This window comes from Sorangium sp. So ce119, from assembly GCF_051524405.1.
Lineage (GTDB): Bacteria > Myxococcota_A > Polyangia > Polyangiales > Polyangiaceae > Sorangium > Sorangium cellulosum_G.
In genome coordinates, this window is record NZ_CP150310.1 from 5396390 (window position 1) to 5414824 (window position 18435).

Annotated in this window: 12 protein-coding genes; 6 read left to right on the top strand and 6 right to left on the bottom strand. The window is 72.9% G+C overall.

Translation table 11 applies throughout. The annotated features are described in order from the left end of the window. Positions 1 to 233 precede the first annotated feature (233 nt). Together pnp and rpsO are read right to left on the bottom strand one after the other, a co-directional pair. On the bottom strand, positions 234 to 2498 hold the full coding sequence (gene pnp / locus WME76_RS20235) for a polyribonucleotide nucleotidyltransferase (RefSeq protein ID WP_437961710.1): 2265 nt from the start codon (positions 2496 to 2498) through the stop codon (positions 234 to 236). A gap of 487 nt (positions 2499 to 2985) precedes the next feature. Further along, positions 2986 to 3252 carry a 30S ribosomal protein S15 gene (rpsO, locus tag WME76_RS20240; protein WP_061619654.1) on the bottom strand — a complete coding sequence of 89 codons (267 nt, stop codon included), beginning with the start codon at positions 3250 to 3252 and terminating at the stop codon, positions 2986 to 2988. 351 nt (positions 3253 to 3603) lie between these two features. Between rpsO and WME76_RS20245 the strand changes: the two genes are divergently transcribed. Beyond that, positions 3604 to 5166, top strand: a complete 1563-nt coding sequence (locus WME76_RS20245; protein WP_437961711.1) for a serine/threonine-protein kinase — start codon at positions 3604 to 3606, stop codon at positions 5164 to 5166. Positions 5167 to 5180: 14 nt separating this feature from the next. Here the strand turns inward: WME76_RS20245 and ruvX are convergent, their stop codons facing one another. After that, positions 5181 to 5609 (bottom strand): Holliday junction resolvase RuvX, encoded by a 429-nt coding sequence (gene ruvX, locus WME76_RS20250; protein ID WP_437961712.1) that lies wholly within the window; start codon positions 5607 to 5609, stop codon positions 5181 to 5183. Between the two features lie 112 nt (positions 5610 to 5721). On the opposite strand from ruvX, the gene hisS reads away from it, so the two are divergent. From hisS to WME76_RS20265, 3 genes are read left to right on the top strand one after another with little or no spacing between them, the layout of a single operon-like run. Further along, positions 5722 to 7011, top strand: coding sequence for a histidine--tRNA ligase (gene hisS / locus WME76_RS20255; RefSeq protein WP_437961713.1), 1290 nt, complete (start codon positions 5722 to 5724; stop codon positions 7009 to 7011). Between the two features lie 53 nt (positions 7012 to 7064). Then, positions 7065 to 8822 carry a hypothetical protein gene (locus WME76_RS20260; protein WP_437961714.1) on the top strand — a complete coding sequence of 586 codons (1758 nt, stop codon included), beginning with the start codon at positions 7065 to 7067 and terminating at the stop codon, positions 8820 to 8822. A 24-nt stretch (positions 8823 to 8846) separates the two neighbouring features. Then, positions 8847 to 9479, top strand: coding sequence for a COMM domain-containing protein (locus tag WME76_RS20265; RefSeq protein WP_437961715.1), 633 nt, complete (start codon positions 8847 to 8849; stop codon positions 9477 to 9479). Positions 9480 to 9489: 10 nt separating this feature from the next. Here WME76_RS20265 and WME76_RS20270 read toward each other — a convergent pair whose 3' ends face one another. Continuing rightward, the gene (locus tag WME76_RS20270) at positions 9490 to 11685 is read right to left on the bottom strand and encodes a hybrid sensor histidine kinase/response regulator (protein WP_437962133.1); all 2196 of its coding nucleotides are present in this window, start codon (positions 11683 to 11685) and stop codon (positions 9490 to 9492) included. 47 nt (positions 11686 to 11732) lie between these two features. After that, positions 11733 to 14123 (bottom strand): hypothetical protein, encoded by a 2391-nt coding sequence (locus tag WME76_RS20275; protein ID WP_437961716.1) that lies wholly within the window; start codon positions 14121 to 14123, stop codon positions 11733 to 11735. Positions 14124 to 14354: 231 nt separating this feature from the next. Between WME76_RS20275 and WME76_RS20280 the strand changes: the two genes are divergently transcribed. Next, positions 14355 to 15608, top strand: a complete 1254-nt coding sequence (locus WME76_RS20280) for an MFS transporter (protein WP_437961717.1) — start codon at positions 14355 to 14357, stop codon at positions 15606 to 15608. Positions 15609 to 15897: 289 nt separating this feature from the next. Here WME76_RS20280 and WME76_RS20285 read toward each other — a convergent pair whose 3' ends face one another. After that, positions 15898 to 16776 carry a hypothetical protein gene (locus WME76_RS20285; RefSeq protein WP_437961718.1) on the bottom strand — a complete coding sequence of 293 codons (879 nt, stop codon included), beginning with the start codon at positions 16774 to 16776 and terminating at the stop codon, positions 15898 to 15900. Positions 16777 to 16975: 199 nt separating this feature from the next. Between WME76_RS20285 and WME76_RS20290 the strand changes: the two genes are divergently transcribed. Beyond that, the gene (locus tag WME76_RS20290; protein WP_437961719.1) at positions 16976 to 18406 is read left to right on the top strand and encodes an MATE family efflux transporter; all 1431 of its coding nucleotides are present in this window, start codon (positions 16976 to 16978) and stop codon (positions 18404 to 18406) included. The last annotated feature ends 29 nt before the right edge of the window (positions 18407 to 18435 follow it).

The following is an 18435-nucleotide window of genomic DNA, read 5'->3' on the forward strand; positions in this document are numbered from 1 at the left end:
TTCATCAGATTCCAACAAAGCAGCGCGATGCCTGCTCCAGGCGCGGCGCGCGCCGCGGCCGCGCGCGTCAACGCAGCAGCCGGGCGCGCCGGCCCGCTGGCAGGCAGCGATCGCCGCGCAGGGCCGCGGATCGCCGCAAATCAGACGTACTTCGTGATGGGGAGTGAGCGACGGGGGAGGCCCAGCGGCGCGCCGCAGCGCGGCATGGCGTCCCCGTCCTCGGGGGCGATCGACTAGGAGCGGCGCTCGCGGCGCTCGCGCGGCGGCCCGCCGCGATCGCGGTCCATGCCGGGCCGCGGTCCGCGATCGCCGCCGCGGCCACCGCCGGGGCCGTCGCGCCGCGGCGGCGGGCCGGCGTCGCGCGCCTGCGCCATGCGCTCGCGCGCCCGATCGCCCTCCTCGCCCTCCGGGAGCGGGAGCAGCTCGCGCCGGCTCAGCCGGATCTTCCCGTCGCGGTCGACGCTCAGCACCTTCACGTCGAGCGAGTCGCCCTCCTTGAGGACGTCCTCGACGCGCTCGACGCGCGTGTGCGCCATCTCGGAGATGTGCAGCAGGCCGTCGGTGTTCGGCAGGATCTCGACGAACGCGCCGAAGTCGGTGAGGCGCTTGACCGTGCCCTTGTACGTCGCCCCGACCTCGGGCTCGGCGGTCAGGCCCTTGATGATGTCGAGCGCCCTCCGCACCGCGTCCGAGTCCGCCGACGCGACGTTCACGGTGCCGTCGTCCTCGACGTCGATCGCGACGCCGGTCTGGTCGACAATGCCCTTGATGGTCTTGCCGCCGGGGCCGATGATGAGCCGGATCTGGTCGGGCTTCACGCGCACCGTGGTGATCCGCGGCGCGTACTGGCTGAGCTCGGGCCGCGTGGTCGGCAGCGTCTCCAGCATCTTGTTCAGGATGTGGAGCCGTCCCTCGCGCGCCTGATCCAGCGCCTGCATCAGGATCACCCGGCTCAGGCCGGCGATCTTGATGTCCATCTGGATCGCGGTCACGCCGCGCGCCGTGCCGCAGACCTTGAAGTCCATGTCGCCGAGGTGATCCTCGTCGCCGAGGATGTCCGAGAGCACCGCGTAGCGCTGGCCCTCCATGATGAGCCCCATCGCGATGCCGGCGACGGGCGACTTGATCGGCACGCCCGCGTCCATGAGCGACAGGCACCCGCCGCAGACCGCCGCCATCGATGACGATCCGTTCGACTCCAGCGTCTCCGACACGATGCGGATCGTGTAGGGGAACTGATCCGGCGGCGGGATCATCCGGGAGAGCGCGCGCTCGGCGAGCGCGCCGTGGCCGATCTCGCGGCGGCCGGGGCCGCGCATCGGCTTCGTCTCGCCGGTCGAGAAGGGAGGGAAGTTGTAGTGGAGGTAGAAGCGCTTCCACGTCTCCCCCATCAGGCCGTCGATCTTCTGCTCGTCGGTCGAGGTGCCGAGCGTCGTCGTGACGATCGCCTGCGTCTCGCCGCGCTGGAACAGCGCGCTGCCGTGGACGCGCGGGAGCAGGCCCACCTCGCACATGATCGGCCGGATGCTCTTGCCGTCGCGGCCGTCGATGCGCCGGCCCTCGTCGATCACGTAGGTGCGGACGACGTGCGCCTTGCGCTCCTCGAACTCGGCCTTCACGAGCCCCTGGAGCGGAAGGAACTTCTCGGCGCCGAGCTCGGCGCTCAGGGTCTCGGTCAGCTTCTTCTTGAGCGTGCTGTAGCCGTCGTAGCGCGCCTTCTTGTCGGTCACCCGCGTCGCGGCCTTGAGGTCCTCGTCGACGATCTGGGCGACGCGCTGCTTCACGTCGTCCGGCAGCGCCGGGGCGACGAACTCGCGCTTCTGCTTGCCCACCGCGGCGCGCATCTTCTCGATGAGGTCGATGACCGGCTGCGCCGTCTCGTGCGCGAACATCAGCGCGTCGATGATCTCCGCCTCGGTCGCCTCGGCGGCGCCGCCCTCGACCATCACGATCGCGTCGCGCGAGCAGGCGACGACGAGATCGATGTCGCAGCGCTCGATGTCGGCGACCGTCGGGTACGCGACGAACTCGCCGTCGAGCCGGCCGACGCGCACGCCCACGACCGGGCCGTGCCAGGGGATCTCCGAGATGTGCAGCGCGGCGCTCGCGCCCGTCAGCGCCAGGACGTCGGCCTTGTTCTGCTTGTCGCTGGAGAGGACGGTCGCGATGATCTGCGTGTCGCGCTTGAAGCCCTCGGGGAAGAGCGGGCGGAGCGGGCGGTCCATGAGGCGGCACGTGAGGATCTCCTCCTCGCGCTGGCGCGCCTCGCGCTTGAAGAAGCCGCCGGGGATCTTGCCGGCGGCGTACGTCTTCTCGACGAACTCGCAGGTGAGCGGGAAGAAGTCGAGGCCCGGCCGCTCGTCCTGCGAGACGACGGTGACGAGCACCATGGTGTCGCCGTAGGTGACGAGCACGGCGCCGTGCGCCTGCTTGGCCAGGCGGCCGGTCTCGAGGGTGAGGGCACGGCCGCCCACCATGACGGATTCACGAACGAACATTGGATTTTCAGCTCTCTCTCGCGATCGCGAGGGCCGCTGCGTGCGGCGCTACGCCGAGCGCGAGGGGCTGCTCTTCTTCCTCGGTCCCTGCGCAGGAGCCGCGCTGCTGCGCACGAAGCGAAGACGAAGACGCGCGGAGCCCGCGCTCGGGAACGGCGAGGCCGGTCACCCCGCTGTTCCATGGTCAGTGAATGACCTCCTTAAAGCGTCCGCTCCGCTCTCGCCAGCGCAAAAAGCAGACGTTCAGGGGTGCGCACCGCGAACCTCCCGAACGGAAGGAACGCGAACGCCAGCGAAACGCCGGCGCTGGAGAGATCCTGGAACGGAATGGGGCGGGGCCGCCCTCCGCCGCGCGGAGCCGCGGGACGGACGAGCGAGCCCAGGCGGGCTCACGGCGAAGCGCGCCGCCCGCCGCGCTGCCGCATGGGGAGGCGCGGCAGGAGGGCGTCGCGCCGGCGAGAGCGGCGCGATCTGCCTGAGGATTCCGCTACTTGCGGAGGTTGAGGCGGTTGATGAGGTTGCGGTAGCGCTCGATGTCGACGCGCTTCAGGTAGTCGAGCTGACGGCGGCGCTGGCTGACCAGCTTCAGCAGGCCCCGGCGGGAGTGGTGGTCCTTCTGGTGCGTGCGGAAGTGCTCCTGGAGCTGGTTGATCCGCTCGCTGAGGAGCGCGATCTGGACCTCGGGCGACCCGGTGTCCCCCTCGTGGATCGCGTACTTCTGGATGATGTCCGTCTTCTGAACAGAATGCAGCATGGCTGGCTCTCCATGGCCTTGTCCGGTGCGCTGCCGAGCGTCCGGGCCGGTGCGTTGGTAACGCCGGCGACTGGCCAAGCGACGCCTGAAGGCGAGCCCCCCGCCCGGAGCGGCGGGAGCCCACGAGGTTCAGGCCAGTGAGCAGAGGAGCGCGCGAGTATACGCAGGTGCCTCGGTCCGTCAACGCGGTCGACATGGTCGCGCGATTTGTCACCCCCAGAAACGCCGATTGGCTACCCTCGGTCGGCGATGCCCGGCACCATCCGGCCCCCTGACGAAGCCTCCCGACCGCAGTCCCGACCGCAGTCGGACGCACGCGGCTCGCAGTCGGATCTGCATATCGCCAACGCGATGACGAGCCTCTCCACCTCGGCCACCTCGCTCCCGACCCCGGGAAGCGACAACGCGACGCCCAAGGTTTGCCCCACCTGCGGGGTCCGGTACCCGGCCGAGTTCAGGGTGTGCCCCCGCGACGCCGCGACGCTCGACGACTCGGTCGACGACTCGCTGCGCGACGATCTCGTCGGCAAGACGCTCAACGAGACCTACACGGTCGTGCGCGTCGTCGGCGAGGGCGGCATGGGCCGCGTGTACGAGGCGCGCCACACGCGGATCTCGAGCAAGCGGTTCGCCATCAAGATGCTCCACCCGGAGTTCGCGCGGCAGCCGCAGGTGATCTCGCGGTTCCAGCGCGAGGCGGAGGCGGCGGCCGCGGTGCAGAGCCCGTACGTCGTCACCGTCTTCGACGTCCACCGCACCGCGGAGGGGCGGCCGTTCCTCGTCAACGAGTTCCTCGAGGGCAAGGAGCTCGCCGACTACCTCAACGACGTCGGCAAGATGAAGATCGGGCCCGCCGTGCGCATCGTGCGGCAGATCTGCAAGGCGCTCGCGGCGGCGCACGCGAAGGGCGTGGTGCACCGCGACATGAAGCCGGAGAACGTGTTCCTCACCGGCGACCTCACGATGCCCACGGCCAAGGTGATCGACTTCGGCATCTCGAAGGTCGACGACGCGCCGGGCGCCGCGCTCACGCAGACCGGCATGATCATGGGCACGCCGTCGTACATGGCGCCGGAGCAGGCCCGCGGCGAGCGCGTCGATCACCGGGCGGACATCTACGCCGTCGGCGCGATCCTCTACTGCGCGCTCACCGGCAGCCGCCCGTTCGATCGCAACGACCCGACCGCGACGCTCACCGCGGTGCTCACCGAGGACCCGCCGCGCCCGCGCTCGCTCGAGCCGAGCATCCCCGAGCCGCTGGAGATGATCATCCAGCGGGCCATGGCGAAGGAGCCCCACCACCGTTACCAGACGATGGAGGAGTTCGACGCGGAGCTCGCGCTCTACGACTCGAGCGAGCCCGAGCCGAGGGAGCCGACCTCCCCCGCCCTGCCCGGGCCGCGCACGTCGCTGCCGTCGGCGCCGCGCGCCGCGCCGACGATGCAGCTCCGCCAGGCGCAGCAGGTGAGCATGGCGAGGCCGCTCATCCTGCTGCTCTCGACGCTGGGCGTGTTCTGGGTCGCCGGCAGCCTGATCACGCTGGTGACCGCGATCATCCGTCTCTCGCGCGGCGGCGGGGTGACCGACAACCTGACGGGCCTCGAGGCGGTCCTGCTCGCGTCCGGGATCGGCTTCGCGCTGATCACCCCCGCGCTGATCGGCGCGCGCCACGTGCGCCGGAACGTGTGGAACAACAGCATGAAGGCTGTCGATCTGTCCGACAACCTGCGGCGGCCGATCGTCGTCGGGCTGTGCGCGTACGGCTTCGCGTCGCTGCTCGTGCGGGTCATCGAGGCCGTCGTCCTCCGGCGCGCCGCCGGCGTCGCGTGGCCCATGTGGGACGTGGTGCTGTTCGGGATCGGCGCGGTCGGCGCCGCCGGCGCGTACCTGCTGCTCCGCAGCGAGAGCCGCTAGGGCCGCGCCCCCCGCTAGCTGCGCCGCCCGTCCAGCCACGCCTGGAGCAAGAGCGCCGCCGCCGCCCCGTCGACGCGCTCCTTGCTCTTGCGCGCCGAGCTCCCTCCGTCGCGCAGCCGCCGTGCCGCCTCGACCGTGGTCAGCCGCTCGTCGATGAGCTCCACCTCCACGCCAGCCGCGTCGGCCAGCGCCTGGGCGAAGGCGACCGCCCGCCGCGCGGCCGGCCCCTCGTCCCCGTTCATCTCGAGCGGCAGCCCGACAAGGAACCGCGTGAGGCCTTCGTCCCGGGCGAGCGCCGCAAGCGCCTCCAGCAGCGCCTTCCGGTTCCGCCCGTCGAGGTGCGGCCGCGGGTGGGCGTAGAGCCCGAGCTCGTCGGTCACGGCCACGCCGACGCGGGCCTTCCCAAGATCGATCGCCGCAGCGCGCGTCTTCGCCTTCGCCATGCCTCTGGGGAGAGCACATAGCCCTCGGACGGTGAGCCGGCGAGACCCAACGTACAGGGAAGCATCCGACCGGCTTGACCCGCTCGCCAGCACCGACCATAAGCGCCGCGCGATGGAACTGCGCGCGGTCCGGGGGATGAACGACATCCTCCCCGAAGAGGTGGAGCGCTGGCACAAGCTCGAGGGGGCCTTCCGCCTCCACGCGGAGCTCCACGGCTATGCCGAGGTGCGCACGCCGCTGCTCGAGCCGACGGAGCTCTTCCGCCACCAGATGGGGGAGACGACGGACGTGGTCGAGAAGGAGATGTACTCCTTCGAGCGCCATGGCGATCAGCTCACGGTAAGGCCCGAGGGCACCGCGGGCGCCGCGCGCGCCTACGTCGAGCACGCGGTCCACGCCAAGGAGCCGATCACCCGCTGGTACTACCTCGGGCCGATGTTCCGCGGCGAGCGGCCGGCGAAGGGGCGCTACCGCCAGTTCTACCAGGCCGGCTGCGAGCTCTTCGGCGACCCGGGGCCGCTCTGCGACGCCGAGACGATCGATCTCATCGCGGGCTTCCTGGAGCGCATCGGCATCGGCGACTTCGTCGTCCACGTGAACTCGCTCGGCAGCGCCGGCACGCGCGAGCGCTACCGCGAGGCGCTGCTCGCCCACTACACGCCGCGCAAGGACAGGCTCAGCGAGGACTCGCAGCGCCGCCTCGAGAAGAACCCGCTGCGCATCCTCGACTCGAAGGATCCGCGCGACCACGAGGTGTCCCGCGACGCGCCGTCGATCCTCGACCTGCTCGACGACGCGGACCGGGCGCACTGGGACGGCGTGCTCCGCTGCCTCGACGTGCTCGGCGTGAACTACGTCGTCGACCCGTCGCTCGTGCGCGGGCTCGACTACTACACGCGCACGCTCTTCGAGGTGAAGGCGACCTCGGGCGATCTCGGGGCGCAGAGCACGCTCGGGGGCGGCGGCCGCTACGACAACATGATCGCGGGGCTCGGCGGGCCGAGCGTGCCGGCGATCGGCTTCGCGATGGGGATGGAGCGGCTGCTCACGCTGATGGCGGGCGACACGTCGCGCCGGAGGCCCGGCTGCTTCCTCGCCCCGCTCGGCCAGGTGGGCTCGGATCGCGCGCTGCTGCTCGCGAAGCAGCTCCGCGCGCTCGGCGTCTCGGTCGAGCTCGACGGGCGCGGCGGGCGGCTCAAGGCGATGCTCCGGCGCGCGGACGCCCTCGGCGCGCGGCTCTGCGTGATCCTGGGCGACGCGGAGATCGAGCGCGGCGTCCTTCAGATCAAGGACCTCGCGGCGCACGTGCAGGAGGAGATCCCGCTCGACGGCGCGGCGCGCGTGCTCGCGGATCGGGCCCTCGAGTCTTCACCGGGCGGCGGCCAGCGGGGAGCGCGTTGACCTACGAGGCGATGGGAGAGCAGGGCTGCTCGCGGGGGGCGCGCGGCGCTCCGGTGAGCGAACCGGCGCGCGGCGCGCGGCCGGGCGAGGCGAGGGGCGGCGCGCGGCGGCGGTGCTCGGCACCGGCGCTCTCGCTCGCGGCCGCGCTGGCGGCGCTCGCCGCGCCGTCGATCGCGGCGGCGCAGGTCGGCTTCGGCCAGCCCGGCATGGGGCCGCCTCCGACGAGCTCACCGCAGCAGCCGCCGCCCGGGACGCCGGAGACGCACGCGGCGCCGACCTCCGAGGAGAGCCCGATCCAGACGCAGGAGCCGACGCTGCCGGAGGACCCGCTCGCGGTGCCGCCGTCGGTCAAGAAGCAGATCGGCACGAACGACCCCGGCGAGTGGGAGCGCGGGCGCGCCGAGGAGATCCAGCGCGACTGGTACGGGCTCTATTACGGCGAGCGGAGCGGCGACTACCAGTTCCGGACCGTCGTGCCCTTCTGGGCCGAGCGCAAGATGCCCGGCGATCGCGCCACGATGGTGACGCCGTTCTACTACAACCGGCGGAGCAAGGACGTCGACGCCGACGTGCTCTTCCCGTTCTTCTGGAAGCTGCGGGACCAGAACACCCACACGACGATTGTCGGCCCGTTCATGCACCGCGAGTCCGAGGGTCGCCCGGCGAGCCCCGGGCGCAAGGCGGAGCCGGGCCGGCACGACAACTGGCTCGCGCCGCTCTTCTTCGAGGGCAAGAGCGACGACGGGAGCGGCTACTTCCACATCCCTCCCCTGCTCACGTTCACGCACCACACCGCGCGAAGCGGCTTCAACATGGTCGGGCCCCTCTTCTGTAGCTGGAGAGGCGGCCCCGCGTGCGACGCGCGCTCGGCCGACAAGATCGATCTCGGCCTGGCGCCGCTCTACTTCTACGGCCGCGACGAGAGCAGCGAGTACGAGGTGATCCCGCCGCTCCTGCACTACTACCATTACAGCGACGTCGGAGACCGCTCGACGAACCTGTGGGGGCCGCTGCTCTGGCAGCACTCGCGCAAGGGTGACGTGTTCAACGTCATGCCGTTTTACTGGCATAGCTGGGGCAAGAACCACGACCGCACGACGCTGTTCCCGTTCTTCCACTACGGCGTCGAGGGCAACTCGAACCTGCTCATCACGCCGCTCTTCGTGAAGGCGCGCGGCGAGGAGGGGGAGAGCACCTTCGCGACCTGGGGCTACGCTCGCTATCGAGGGCGGACGGAGCTCGACATGATCACGCCGCTCTTCTGGCAGTACCGCGATCCCGACATCGATCTCGAGCGGACGATGCTGCTGCCGTTCTATTACCGGAACACCTCGCCGCGCAGCGACGATCTCGCGCTGTTCCCGCTCTACGGCCGCTTCAAGCGCCACGGGCTGAGCGACACGACGTGGCTCACGCCGTTCATCCGGCACACGAAGGATCTCACCGGCTGGGAGACGGACATCTATCCGTTCTTCTACTCGGGGCGCGATCGCAACTCGACGCACCTCGTCGTCGCGCCGTTCCTCTGGGACTTCGCGTCGCCGAGCTCGCGCACCACGGTGGTCCTGCCGCTCTTCTTCCGGTTCGCGGACCAGAACTCGGTGACGCAGCTCGCGCTCAACACGTTCTACAAGGAGCAGCGGGTGCGGCGAGGCAAGGAGTGGGAGTTCCACTTCTTCCCCGTGTTCTCGTACGGCGAGACGCCGGAGGGGCACTGGTGGAACCTCCTCTACGGGCTCGCCGGGTACACGCGCCAGGGCACGATGTCGAAGATGCGCGCCCTCTACGTCCCCATCCAGCTCAGCGACTGAGCCGCGCGTGCTGTCGAGGTCGCGATGAGCACGCCGGCGCACGAGGCGCCCTCCCCCCGCGCCGGGCTCCGCAGCCTGGGCGGGCAGCCGCCGCCCCCGGAGCTCGCCGCCGACCTGCGCCGGCTCCTGGAGCTGCCCGAGGGCGCGCGCCGGCGCCTCTGGGAGGCGCTCGGGCCGAGCCTCGGCGAGCCGGTGCCCGCAGCCGTGGAGCGGCACCTCGACGAGTTCTGCCGCCGGCACGAGGTCGGGTCCGAGGCGCTCGCGCGGGTGCTCAAGGCCTGCCGCTTCCTGGTCCGCGAGGCGAGCAAGCGCGATCTCGACCCCGCCGCGCTCTCGACCGACCTCGCGGTGCTCGTGCCCGTCGAGGAGGCCGAGGAGCTCCAGGCGATCCTGCTCGCCGGCTACGACCAGGCCAGGGCGGTCGTGCGGCGGGAGATCGTGCGCGGCGCGCTGCTCGACCACGGCAAGCTGCTCACCGGCGTCGACTGGCGCATCGACACGATCGCGGCCGCGAGCCGCGGGGCGAAGATCGCGGCGCCCGTCGTCGTGCTCACGCTGAGCTACCAGGAGGGCGACGCGCGCTCGCGCATCACGCTCCAGGCCACCCCCGACGTGCTGCGAGAGCTCCAGCGCGCCTGCGCGCAGATCCTGGGCTGACCCGCGCGCGCTACGCGCCGCTGCCCCGCGCGCTCGCGCTGTTCGCCGAGACGACCTCGGCGATCGCGGACAGCGCGTCCTCGGCGGAGAACGGCTTCTCGAGGAGCGGGCGGCCCGACGAGGCGAGGAACCGCTCGAAGTCCGCGCCGAAGCCCACGCCGGTCATGAAGATGAACCCCTGCGCCAGCGCCGGGTCGCTCTCGCGGACGCGCGTGTAGAAGACGTCGCCCGACATGCCGGGCATCCGCAGGTCGCAGAGCACCACGTCGAAGCGCTGGCCGCCCGCGAGCATCCCCATCGCGGCGTCGGCGCTCGGCGCGAGCGACACCTGGTGCACGCGGCCGAGCTGCTCGGACAGCGCGCGCGCGAGCGACGCCTCGTCCTCCACCACGAGCACCCGCGCCCGCTTCGAGACGAGCCGCGGCACCGGTGACACGCTCGGCGTCGCCTCCTCCGTGCGCCCCGCCGCGGGCAGCGAGATGATGAAGCGCGCGCCGCCCGGCGGATCGGCCCCGGGGACCGGGCTCTCGGCCGCGATCTGGCCGCCCGCGCGCTCGATGATCTCCCGGCTGATCGACAGGCCGAGCCCGGTGCCGACCTCGGGCCCCTTCGTCGTGAAGAACGGCGCCCAGATCCGCGGCAGGTTCTCCTCCGCGATGCCGGCGCCGGTGTCGGTCACCACGATCTCGACCGTCTGCCCGTCGCTCCGCGTCTCGACCGTCACCGTCTGCTCGCGGGCCTCGAGCTTCGAGCTCGGCTTCGGGATCGCCTGCGCCGCGTTGACGAGCAGGTTCACGATGACCTGCCCGAGCCGGCCGTCCTCCATGAGGACCGGCGGCACCTCCGACAGGCTCTTCACGATCTGCGCCCGCTCGATGATCTGGCCGCGCGTGAGGCTCAGCGCGGACTCGACCGTGCGGTTCGCGTCCGTCAGCGTGCGCCGCGAGCCCTCGGGCTGCGGCGGGCTCGCGAACAGCTTGAGATCGCGGACGATGTCGACGATGCGCTTGATGGAGTCGCGCAGCTCCTGGAGCAGCTCCGACGCGCTCGAGGCGGCGGCGCCCTCCATGCGCACGTTCGGGCCGCGCAGGAGCCGGTCGAGCATGTCGAGGCCGAGCAGGATGAACGCCGCGGGGTTGTTGATCTCGTGGGCCACGCCGGCCGCCAGCGTGCCGAGCGTCGACAGCCGATCGACCTGGATGAGCCGCGTGCGCGCCGCGTGCTCGGTGCTCACGTCCGCGAGGACGCCCTCGATCGCCACCACGCGGCCGCGATCGGAGACGAGCGGGTACACCGTGCCGCGCGCCGTGATCGCGTCGCCGCCCCGCCGGCGCAGGCGCGCCTCGTAGGAGGCCGAGGGCGCGCCGAGCTTGGCCCGGGCGACCGCGTCCTCGAAGCACATCACGCCCTCCGGGTCGGCGTGCGCCTCCGCGAGGAAGCCCGGCGTCCTGAGCGCCTCGGCCACCGGCACGCCGAGGAGCCGCTCGGCGTGGCGGTTCAGGAACGAGAGCTCGCCGCTCTCGGGATCGAGGCGGAAGATGATGAGCGGCGCGTTGTCGAGCAGGTTCCGGTGCTGCTCCTCGAGCTCGCGGATGCGCAGCAGCCGCTCGGCGGCCTCGCGCTCGCCGGCGACGACGCGCAGCGAGCGATCGAGGCCGGCGCCGAGCGCCTCGGCGAGCTCTTCCAGGAGGGCGACCGGCGCCGCCGCGGCGGCTTCCGCGTAGCCGAGCACGAGCGCGGCGATGACGGGGCCGGCGCCCGCGCTCGCGGGCGCCGAGGACCGCGCCGCCGGCTGGCCGGGCTCGGCGCCGGGCGGCGCGCTCCGCACCGGGAGCGCGACGTACGAGAGGCACCCCTCGGCGGCCCCCATCTTGTCGAGCGCGTCGCCCGCGCGGGTGCTCTCGCAGGAGAACGTCTTCCCCTCGCCGAAGACCCGCCGGAAGAGCGCCGCGGGCGCCGGGAGCCGCGCGGCGAACGGCGCGGCGGAGAGCGTCTCGCCGCGGAAGGTCGCGTACGCGAGCAGCTCCCCCTCGGGCTCGGGAAACACCACCGCGAGCAGGTGGAACGGGGCGAACCGGCAGACGGCGCCGGCGAGCTCCTCGAACGGCCTCGGCAGCAGCAGGTTCGAGTGGCGAGCGACGACGGTGAGGACAGCGTTCAGCGCGACGAGGCGGCGGGACCTCTCGCTCGCGGGCGCATCGAGCATTTCCACGACATCTCACCACGGCGGCGCGCAGGAACGAGAGGCATTCTTCACTTTTGTCCCGCCGGCGGCCCGGAAGAGGCTGCCGGGGACGTAGGCCCGGCGCAGCGCTCGAGCAGGCGGAGGGCGGCGTCCCGGCGCTCCTCGCTCACGGCGGGCCCGGCGCCGGCCGCCCCGTCGTGGGCGGCGTACTGGGCGAACAGGCGGCGAGCGGTCTCGGCGTCGTCGAGGCCGCACGCCACGACGAGCCGCAGCCGCTCGGCCTCGATCCAGACGCGCTGGATGGGCAGGTGGGCCGCGAGCGCCCGCTCCAGCCGATCGGCGGCCTCGTCGAAGCGGCCGTCGTTCAGGTACTGGCGGCCGAGCAGGTAGCTCGGCAGGCCGTCGCCGGGCGCCTGCGCGGCCCAGGCGCCGAGCAGCTCCGCCGCCCGGAGCCTGTCCGGCGCGCCGCCGCGGGTGCCGATCAGCAGCTCGACGATGGCCGCGCGCGCGCGCTCGTCGCTCGCCGCGGCGATCTTCACGTCCAGCGTCCGGAGCCGGTCCTCGTCGACGAGCCGTCCGGCGACCTCGCGGTACCAGGTCACGGCGCGCTCCCGGTCGCCCGCCGCGAGCGCGACGTCGCCGAGCCGCTCAGCGGCGCGGTCGCGCAGGTGGCGCGGGATCGACCCGTCGCCGGCGATCGCCTCGAGCTCGCGGACGCCCTCGCTCCTGCTGCTGGGCGCGTCGCTGGCGAGCCGCGTCTCGGCGATCGCGACGCGGGTCGCGGGGCTCTGGTCGAGCGAGAGGACGCGCCGGTACTCGGCGATCGCGCCCTCGTGATCGCCGCGCGCGCGGAGCTGCTCGGCCTTCTGCGTGCACGCGTCGACCACGTGCGGGCAGCGCCGCTCGAAGACGGCGGGCCGGTCGAAGCGCGCCTTCGCCTGCGCCCTGGCGGCGTCGGGGAGCGCGAGCGCGTCGAGGTCGGCGTGCCAGGCGCGCTCCATCGCCGCCCACGGCGCCCCGGTGATCTCCGGCAGCGGCTGCCCGCCGTACCACGCGCGCACCGCGGCGGCGCCGTACGTCGCGCGCACGTGGCCGACGAAGGCGCCGCTCACGGTGTAGGCCGCCGACGAGTTCTCGGCGAGGAAGCCGAGCGCGAACAGGCGCGAGAGCGGCGGCAAGATCCCGAGATCTTTCATGGCCTTGGCCCACCCGCGCGGACTCAGGTCCTCGCCCTCCTTGGGCGAGCCGGCGACGGCGATCCCCTCGATGAGGCCCGGGTCGGGGAGCCACCCGCCGAGCCGCCCGGCCACCTTGAACGGGCCGCGGGCGAAGGCGCCGGCGAGCACGTGCATGATCTCGTGCCCGAGGACGGGGTGCGGGTAGCCGGCGGCCTGCAGGTACACCTCGTGACGCCACGGCTTCGCGACGTACGTGCGCGAGGCGCCCATGAGCGCGCCCTTCTGCGCGGCGCTCTCGAACAGGTAGGCGCGGACGCGGAGCGGCTCGCCGTCGACCTCGGCGGGCGCGCCGAGCCAGCGCTCGCCGGCCTCGATGTGCGCGTCGCACTCGCGCACGAAGCGCTGGACGTCGGCCTCGCGCATGCCGCGCGGGTAGACGACCTCGCAGCGCTGGCCCTGCGAGAGCGCGCCGAGCTCGGCCGCGATGCTCTCGGAGGTCTGGAAGTGGCCGAGGCGCGCGCCCTCGAGGAGCGTCCCGGCGCTCACCGCGGCGCTCGCCGCGCCGAGCAGGAGCAGGCCGGGGCGGCCCTGCGGCTGGAACGTCACGCGGCCGCTCGCGTCGTGGACGAGGTGCTGCGCGAGCGCGGACGCGGCGAACAGGGTGGCGAGGGTGCCGGCGCGGTAGGTGAGCAGCCCCGAGGCGTCGACGACCGTGTCGTAGAGGGTGCCGCTGAAGAAGCCGGCGAAGGGGTCGTAGGCGAAGACGATCGGGCTCGTGTAGAAGCGGACGACGCTCACGCCGGCGGAGCCGAGCGGGGCGGCGAGCGCGGCGACGACGGCGGCGAGGCGGCGGCGCCACGCCGGCAGCGGGGGCGCGGCGTCGTCGCGCCGGCTGCCCGCGGCGAGCTCGCCCGCGACGGCGCCCCACGCGCCGCCGAGCGCGGCGCCGAGCCCGGGCCCGAGGGCGAAGTGCGCGGAGCCGCCGAGCACGTCGCAGAAGCCGGCGCGGAGGCCGTGCGCGAGCGTGGTGGCGTACGCGACGAGGGCGAAGAGGGCGCCGTTCGCGACGCCGCGCCGGAACGCCTCGATCGGCGCGGGCCGGTGGGCGGCGACGTCGAGCGCGGTCGCGATCGCGGCGGCGCCCGGCACGAGGAGGCCCGCGGCGAGCGCGCTCTCGTAGCCGGGGCCGTCGAAGAGGGGCAGGAAGCCGACGAGCGCCATCGCGATCGCGACGAGCGCTGCGCCGATCCTGGTGGCCGGTGAACGCAGGAGCGTGGGCATGGGCGCGAGTGGCTCCGGGGAGGCCTTAGTAGCCGCGCCGGCCCTCCGAGGCGAGCGAGATGCGGGCGCCGTGAGTCCGATGCGGGACGTGAGCATCGCGCATCTGTCCGGAGTACCTCTGGCTTGCCACGCCTCCGCGCGGCCACCGCGATCCCGTCGATCGAGGCGCGCGGATGCGGCGGCAGACGCCGCTCCCCCTCCTTCCGCTTTCCTGCTCTGCTCGCGCTCTCCATGCCCTCCCCTTCCCGCGACGGCCTCTCTCGCAACCCCGATTTCCTGCGCCTCTGGGCGGCGCAGGCGGTGAGCGCGCTGGGCGGGCGCGTCAGCCGGACGGCGCTGCCCGTGATCGCGATCGTGAGCCTCGGGGCCGACGCGGCGGGCGTGGCGGTGCTCTCGGCGCTGGCCACCGCGCCGGGCGTCCTGGTGGGGCTCTTCGCGGGCGGGCTCGTGGATCGCTCGCGCAAGCGGCCGCTGCTCATCGGCGCGGATCTCGCGCGCGCGGCGCTGATCCTCTCGGTCCCGATCGCGGCATGGGCCGGCGCGCTGACCCTCGTCCACCTCTCCGCGGTGGCCGCGCTGGTCGGCATGGCCACGTCCCTGTTCCAGATCGCCGACAACGCGTACCTGCCGGCGCTCGTCGGGCAGGACCGCCTCGTCGAGGCGAACGCGCGGCTGGAGGGGACCGAGGCCGCCGCGGAGATCGCCGGCCCCGGCGCGGCGGGCCTCCTGATCCAGGCGCTCACCGCGCCGGTGACGATGGTGGTGGACGCGCTGTCCTACCTCGGGTCGGCGGCGCTGCTCGGGCGCATCCGGGCGGCGGAGGCGCCGGCCGCCCCTGAAGGCGACGCGGCCGGGAGCGGCGCCTCGCTCCGCGAGGATCTCCGGGTGGGGCTGCGCCACGGCCTCGGCCACCCCGTGGTCGGGGCGACGTTCATGGCCCTGGGCGCGCAGGCGCTCCTCAGCGGCGGGGCCTTCTCCGCGCTGTACATGCTCTACCTCCTGGAGCACCTGCGGCTGGAGCCCGCCGCGGTCGGCCTGATCATCAGCGTGGGCGGGATCGGCGCGCTCGGCGGCAGCGTCATCGCGGGCTGGCTGGGACGCCGCCTCGGCGCCGGTCCGGCGATGATCCTCAGCCTCACCGTGGGCCAGGCGGGCGCCTTGCTCATCCCGCTCGCCGCGCAACTCGGCGACCTGGCCGTCCCCGCGCTGGTGCTGCACCAGCTCGTCGGGGACGCCTTCCTCGTCGCGTTCATGATCCACGCGGTGAGCGCCCGGCAATCGATGCTGCCCCTGACGGTGCTCGGCCGCGTCAACGCCACGCTCCACGTGATCACGGGCGCGCTGCTGCCCGCGGGCACCCTGGCGGCCGGCTGGCTCGCGGGCCGCATCGGCGTGGAAGCGACGGTGTGGGCCGGCGTGCTCGCAGGCCTCGCCGCGCCGCTCCTGCTGCTGCGACCCGCGGTGTGGAGGCTGCGCGCGGTCTGAATGCCGCGCCGGACGCCGGGCGCGGCCGCGCGGCGAGGCAGCGCTGTCCGAGGTAGGTCTTGGAGGACGCGCAGGCGCAGTGCCGTGGGGACGTGACGTCCCGGGCCGCGGCGGCGCGAAACTTTGTCGGATGACGCAACCCATTGCGGAAGGAAGCAACCGGTTGCGGAACCCCGCTGGCGCCGGCGCCGCGAGGCAGCGCGTCGCCCACCGACCGTCGGTGCGCCTGCACACGGGATCGGATGGTCCTCGGATGGTCCGGGGACGCCCGGACGAGCCTCCGTCCGCGTCAGCCGAGCGGCGGCTCCGCGCCGGCGAGCTCGGCGTCGTCCTCGTCGAGCAGCGCGTCCTCCTCGACCTCTCCCGGGGCGGCCGCCGCGCGCCTCACGGCGGTGAGGCCGAGCTGGATCTGCGCCTTGAGCGGGAAGACCTGCCGGAGCGTCGTCGCCCAGTCGTTGAACCAGCCGCGCAGGCCCTCGAGCGCCTCTCGCTGCTCCTTCCACGCCCTCTCCAGCTCGGCCGCCGGGATCCGGGGCGGCGGCGCGGGCGCGCCGGCCTCGAGCTTGCCGAGCAGCTCGCGCGCCTGCTGCATCCTGACCTCGGTCAGCCCGCGCGCCGCGAGCGTCCGCTGGACCTTCCTCGCGTCCTCGTCGCTGTTCCTGGCGAGCCCCTCGACGCGGCGAAGGAAGGTCGCGACCGCCAGGGTCGCCGCCGGCCCCAGCGGCTGCTGCTCGAGGTTCTTGAAGAACGCCGTCTCGAAGCCGTCGCGGCGCTCGCGCGGGACGACGCGGCGGATGATCGCGCGGGTGCGCGGGAACCACGTGCCCTCGAACGCGTCGACCTCCTGGAGCAGCCGCAGCCGCTCGGCGCCCTCGACGGCGCCGCCGCCCGACGCCTCGACGAACAGGTGCTCGAGCGGGCGCTGCTCGCCCGAGGCGAGCTTGAGCAGCCGCCACCCCTCGCGGTGCTCGGCGGGCGTGTACCCCTCGCGGCGGGCGCGCGCGATGAACGGCGCGGCCTGGACGTTGACCAGGAGCTTGAGGGCGCGGCCCAGGAGATGTTGGTCGGCCGCGGTGGGCACGAGCGGTAAGGACGCCTCGGACGGCCCGGCGCTCGCTGCCTGCGCTCCCGGTTGCCTGGAGGCGCTCGCAGACTTTGCTTTCGCCATGTCGTTCTCCTCGCTGGCGCGTGATGGCAGATGTGCGCTCAGCCGCGGCCGCCGACTGCAAGCTGCACGCCAGGGGCAGTGGAATCTCGCTGCGCGTTCGCTACGTTACGCGCGCGCGACCAGCCGCCCACGCCACGTTGCGCGCGCGCGACCCGCCCCCACGCCGCCACGTTCCGCCCGCTCTCGGGCGAGGAGCCCGATGAAACCCAGGTTCGGAACCGATCTCACGACCGGCAGCATCCCCAGACACCTCGTGACGTTCTCGCTCCCGATGCTCCTCGGGGGCTTCCTTCAGACGACCTACAGCTTCATCAACGCGATCTGGGTCGGTCAGTTCCTGGGCACCGGGGCGCTGGCGGCCGTCACGGTGAGCTTCCCTGTCATCTTCACGATCTTCGGCGTCGGGATGGGCATGACCCTGGCGACGAACATCCTCGTCTCGCAGAGCTTCGGCGCCAGGCGCTTCGACGAGCTGCGGCGCGTGGTCGACGGCTCCACGGCGCTCATCTACGGCCTCGGCGTCCTGCTGACCGTCGTCGGGGAGATCTTCACGCCCGAGATCCTCCGGGCGATGGACACGCCGGCCGACGTCTTCGCGCCGTCGGTGAGCTACCTCCGCGTCTTCCTTCTCTCGCTGCCCTTCAGCTTCGGCATGTTCGCGCTCCGGAGCATGCTCCAGGGGACCGGAGACTCGAAGACACCCCTCTATTTTCAGCTCGGCTCCGTCCTTCTCACGACGGTGCTCGACCCGCTCCTCATCTTCGGGCGGCTGGGCCTGCCGGAGCTCGGCCTGAACGGGACGGCGTGGGCCACGATCGTCTCCCAGGTCATCTCGCTCGTCGCGCTCAACGTGTACCTCCACGTCAAGAAGTCGCCGATCGCGCCGAGGTGGCCCCGCTTCGGCCAGCTCGGCCCGACGCTCCGGAAGACGTGCAGGATCGGCGTGCCGGCGTCGATCCAGCAGTCGGTGGTCTCGCTGGGGATGGTGGTGGTCACGGGGATCGTGAACGGGTTCGGAGAGGTCGCGACCGCGGCGTTCGGCGCGGCCTCGCGCATCGACCAGATCGCGTTCCTGCCCGCGATCAACATGGGGATGGCGATCTCGACGCTCGCCGGGCAGAACCTGGGCGCGGGGCACCACGGCCGCGTGCGCGAGGTGTTCACGTGGGGCTGCGTGTTCAGCGGCGGGATCACGCTCGTGATCTCGGCGGCGGCCCTCGTCTTCCCCGAGGCGCTGCTCCGGGTGTTCATCAACGATCCGGTCGTCGTCGATCTCGGCGTCTCGTACCTGCACATCGTCGGCGCCTGCTACGTCCTCTTCGGGCTGTCGTTCGTGAGCAACGGCATCATCAACGGCGCCGGAGCGACGGTGGTCACGACGGTGATCTCCCTGCTCAGCCTCTGGGTGATCCGCGCCCCGCTCGCCTACTGGCTCTCTCGCGAGATGCGCAGCGTGGAGGGCGTCTGGTACGCCATCGCGGTGAGCTTCGTCGTGTCGCTGATCGCCAGCCTGGCGTACTACGCCTCGGGGCGCTGGAAGCGCGCCCTCGTCCAGAAGGCCCCTGCGGCCGACCCGACGAGAGAGGCCGACCCCGCCGGGGCCTTCGCGAACGAGGTCGGCGAGGCGTGAGGAGGGCGAAGGGCCGAGAGCTCACCCGG